This is a genomic window from Streptomyces diacarni, from assembly GCF_003323715.1.
GTDB lineage: Bacteria > Actinomycetota > Actinomycetes > Streptomycetales > Streptomycetaceae > Streptomyces > Streptomyces diacarni.
The window spans coordinates 1-5,066 of sequence record NZ_QOIN01000037.1; the positions used below are offsets into that span (position 1 = coordinate 1).

General features: G+C 67.9%; 1 protein-coding gene. It reads right to left on the minus strand.

What is annotated here, in order from left to right; translation table 11 throughout:
* A partial coding sequence (locus DTL70_RS33490) for an SDR family NAD(P)-dependent oxidoreductase (RefSeq protein ID WP_342776474.1) occupies nucleotides 1–5,041 on the minus strand: 5,041 nt, incomplete at its 3' end.
* Nucleotides 5,042–5,066 lie beyond the last annotated feature (25 nt).

The window sequence follows — 5,066 nt, forward strand, 5'->3', positions numbered from 1 at the left end:
CCGGCTCGACGGCATACAGCCCAGCACCGGCTCCGGCGCGCTGGGAGCCCTGCCCGGAGAACAGGAACGCCGTCCGCCCCGAAGCATCCGCAGCCTTCCCCGGACACACCACCCCCGGGTGCGTCTCGTCTCGGGCCAGTGCACGCAGGCCCTCGACCAGCTCAGCACGATCCGTGCCGGTGACGACGGCGCGGTGGTCGAAGACGGTGCGGGTGGTGGCCAACGCACCCGCAACAGCCGACGCCCCCAGCTCAGCATGGGCCTGTAGATGCTCTTCCAGGCGGGCTGCCTGGGCACGCAACGCGACCTGCGACTTCGCCGACAACACCCACGACACAACCCCGCCCGGCTCCTCAACACCCGGCCCCTCCGAAGGCACCTCCTCGGGTACGGGCGGGGCCTCAAGCACCACATGGGCATTCGTGCCGCTGATGCCGAACGAGGAGACCGCAGCCCGACGCGGGCGCCCGGTCTCCGGCCACTCGGTCGACTCCGTCAGCAGCCGCACCGCACCCGTGGACCAGTCCACGTGCGGGGTGGGCTCGTCCACGTGCAGTGTGCGCGGGAGCATGCCGTGCCGCATCGCCTCCACCATCTTGATCACACCCGCCACCCCCGCAGCAGCCTGCGTGTGCCCAATGTTCGACTTCACGGAGCCAAGCCACAACGGCTGGTCGCCGGGGCGGTCCTGCCCATAGGTCGCCAGCAGCGCCTGCGCCTCGATCGGATCACCCAACGTGGTGCCGGTACCGTGCGCCTCCACCACATCCACACCACTCGCAGGCAGATCGGCATCCGCCAACGCCGCACGGATCACCCGCTCCTGCGACGGACCATTCGGCGCCGTCAACCCATTACTCGCACCATCCTGATTGGTCGCGCTTCCCTGGATAGTCGCCAGGACCGGATGCCCCAATTCCCGCGCATGAGACAACGGAGTGAGCAGCACCAGACCGACGCCCTCACCGAAACCCGTCCCATCCGCCGCCGCGGCGAACGACTTGCACCGACCGTCCGCAGCCAGGCCCCGCTGACGACTGAACTCCACGAACAACTGTGGAGTCGCCATCACCGTCGCCCCACCCGCAAGGGCATAACGACACTCACCACCCCGCAACGCCTGCGCCGCCAAATGCAACGCCACCAACGACGACGAACACGCCGTATCCACCGTGACCGCAGGACCTTCGAGTCCGAGCGTGTAGGAGATCCGTCCTGAGGCCACGCTGCCCGCGCTGCCGTTGCCGAGATATCCCTCGTAGCCCGGAGGCGGACTTGTGTTCAGACGGGTGGCGTAGTCGTTGTACATCAGCCCCGTATAGACGCCGGTGACATTGTCGCGAAGAGTTTCCGGATCGATGCCGGCGGACTCGATCGCCTCCCAGGCCGTCTCCAGCAACAACCGCTGCTGGGGATCGATCGCCAGCGCCTCACGCGGACTGATACCGAAGAACTCCGCATCGAACTGATCCGCGTCATGGAGAAAACCACCACGACGCGTATAGCTCTTCCCCGTCTGCTCAGGATCAGGGTCATACAGCCCCGGATCCCACCCCCGATTGACCGGGAAATCACCCGTGGCATCCCGCCCCTCAACCAACTGCCGCCACAAATCCGCCGGACTGTCGATACCATCCGGGTAATGACACGCCATCCCGACGATTGCGATCGGCTCAGCGGTGGCGGCGGTGGCAGGCGCTGTCGCGACGGGCGTCGAGGAAGACGCGAGCGCGGCGGCGGTCAGCTGGGACAACAGATGCTCGGTCAATGCATCGGGCGTCGGATAGTCGAAAGTCAACGTGGCTGGGAGTCGCAACTCGGTAGCCGCGTTCAGTCGATTACGAAGCTCCACCGCAGTCAACGAGTCGAAGCCGACCTCCTTGAAAGCGCGACCGGGATCAACAGCCTCGGGCTCGGCGTGTCCCAGCACATTGGCCGTGTGCGTGCGGACCAGCCGTAGGACCTCTCGCCGCTGTTCTTCCGGCGACATACGCAGCAGACGACGCGATACGGGGCCTGTGGTGGCGTGTCGTTTGGGTGCGGGCAGCAGGCCGCGGAGGGGGGGCGAGGTCTGCGCGGCATCGGCTGCTCGCAGCACGGCCATGTTGAGTTTCGCGGCCACCAGGAACGCGTCATCCGGTCGCTCCAGTGCGGTGTCGAGCAGTGTCATGCCCTGCTCGGTGGTCAGGGGGACCAGTCCGCCCCGGGTCAGTCGGTCGCGGTCGGTGCCGACCAGCGCACCGGTCATGCCACTGGTCTCCTCCCACAAACCCCACGCCAACGAGACAGCAGGAAGACCCTGCGCGTGGCGATGCTGAGCCAACGCGTCCAGGAACGTGTTGCCCGCCGCGTAATTGGCCTGCCCCGGCGTGCCCAAGGTGCCGGCGATGGAGGAGAACAACACGAACGCCGACAACCCGGCACCCCGAGTCAGCTCATGCAGATTCCAGGCCGCATCCACCTTCGGCCGCAACACCCGCGCCAAACCCGCCGACGACAACGAACCCAGCGTCGCATCCTCCAGCACACCAGCCGTATGGAAGACCGCACTCAAAGGATGCTCCGCGGGAACAGCGTCCAGGAGCCGGGCCAGTGCGTCGTGGTCGGCCACGTCACACGCGGCCACCTCCACCCACGCCCCCGCCCCCTCCAACTCAGCCACCAAGCCGGCAGCACCCGCAGCCTCCATACCACTGCGGCTGACCAGCAACAACCGCTCCACCCCATACCGGGAAACCAGATGCCGCGCGGTAGCCGCACCCAGCACACCGGTACCACCCGTCACCAGGACCGTCCCGCCACCACCCAGCACCGACAGACCACCCTCGTCGACCGGGAGCGCGGCCGTGTCCCCGCTGGTCTTGGCCAGCCGCGGCACCAACACCCGGCCCCCACGCAACGCCACCTGCCACTCCCCAGCCGAAACCGCACCCGCGACCGCAGCCGCGACCGACCCCCACGACACCGGCCCCTCACCGGGCTCCGCATCCACCAACACCAACCGACCCGGATTCTCACTCTGCGCACTGCGCACCAGACCCCAGCAGGTCGCCGCCGCCACATCCGGCACACCCTCACCCCCACCCGCAGCGACCGCGCCCCGCGTGACAAGCACCAACCGCGACCCGCTCAACCGCTCCTCACCCAACCACCCCCGCACCACATCCAGCACCTGCTCCGCCAGCGCGTGAGCGCGGTAGGCCACCGAACCCTGACCGTCCTCCTCAGCGCGGAGGCTTGTGTCGCCACAGACGGTCATCACGGTGTCCGGCACCGGTGCTTCCGCCGACATCTCGTCCCGCAGCGCGGTCACGTCCGCGTAGTGGGTGACAGACAGCTCCTCGCTCGCCCACGACCAGTCCGAGTCGGCGCCGAGCACACCCCAGGAGGCGGCCGGGGCTCCTTCACTTGCCGCTTCGTCGGTCAGCGGAGTCCACTCCAGCTGGTACGGCGCGGTCTGCAGGGCTGCTGCTGCGGCCTTGCCCAACTGGTCGCTGCTCAAGCGGCGCGTCGTGAGGGAGTCCACCGTCACGAGTGGGGCCCCGGTCTCGTCGGCAAGCAGGACGGCGAATGACTCGTCTGTCAGATGCGTCAGACGGGCCCGCAGGCTCGACGCACCGGTCACGGTGCCGGTGCCGAGCGACCTGACTCCGCGCCAGGAGAACGGCAGCCGGACCGCGTCCCCGGCCGGGTGGCCCGTGTCTCCTGACGCTTCTTGCGGGAGCAGCGTACGGAGCGCACCGGCGTGCAGCGCCGCGTCGAACAGCGCGGGGTGCACGTGGAACGGCTTGTCCTGCTTCCCCTCCGCCTCGCCCGGAAGATGCGCGTCACCGTACGTCTGTTGTTCCGTTCGCCAGGCGCTGTGCAGCCCGCGGAACAGTGGACCGTACTCGTAGCCCAGGTCCGCGAACCGATCGTAGAGCTGGTCCACGTCGCACGCCGTGGCCTGTGCAGGAGGCCACACCTCGAGTCGCCCGGCCGTCTCCGCGCGGTCGGTGTCCAGTTCCTCGTCCGAATCCACGGCCAGGGTGCCCGTCGCGTGTGTGGTCCAGACGGAGGGCTCATGGCTCTGCTTGTCGGCGGCCAGCGGCTGAGACCGTATGGACATCGCCCGGCAGCCGTTCTCGTCCGGTGCCTCAACCGTCACCTGGAGCTGGACCGTACCCTGCTCGGGGACGACGAGAGCTGTACCGACGGTGAGTTCTTCGATCTCCGCGCAGCCCAGCTCTGTGCAGGCGTGCAGCGCGAGTTCCAGGAAGGCCGTTCCGGGCAGCAGCACCATCTCCGCGATGGCGTGGTCCGCGAGCCAGGGCTGGGAGTCCAGCGAAACGCTGCCCGTGAACAGGTGACCGCCGTCCGGCAGCTCGGTCAGCGCGCCGAGCAGCGGATGAGCCGTGGCAGTGAGACCCAGTGTGGTGGCGTCAGTGGTTCCCGTCGTGTGCGTTGCCCAGTACGACTGGCGTTGGAAGGGGTAGGTGGGCAGCTCCACGCACTCGGTGGATGACGAGGTTGGTGCGGTCGGGGTGGGGGTGGGCCAGGTGATGTCGGTGCCGTGCGCCCACAGCCGGGCGGCGGAGGTCAGCATCTGACGCAGATCACCATGATCACGCTGCAACGACCCCGTCACGATCACCTCAGGACGCTCCGGATGCTCATCGACAACATCCTCGATCGCCGAGGTCAACACCGGATGCGCACTCACCTCCACAAACCGCCGATACCCCGCATCCAACAAACCCCCCACCGTCTCCCCAAACCGCACCGGGCACCGCAAATTCCGCTCCCAATACCCACCACCCAACTCCTCACCAGCCACCACACCACCCACAACCGTCGAATAAAACGGCACCCGCGTCCCACCAGGAGAAACCCGCCCCACCGCCTCCCCAATACGCGGCGCCAACACATCCATATGCGCACAATGCGACGCATAACTCACCGGCAACACCCGCGCCCGCACACCCCGCACACCAAACCCCGCAACCAACCCCTCCACACACACCCGATCCCCCGACACAATCGTCGACCCCGGACCATTCACCGCCGCAACCTCAACACCACCAGCC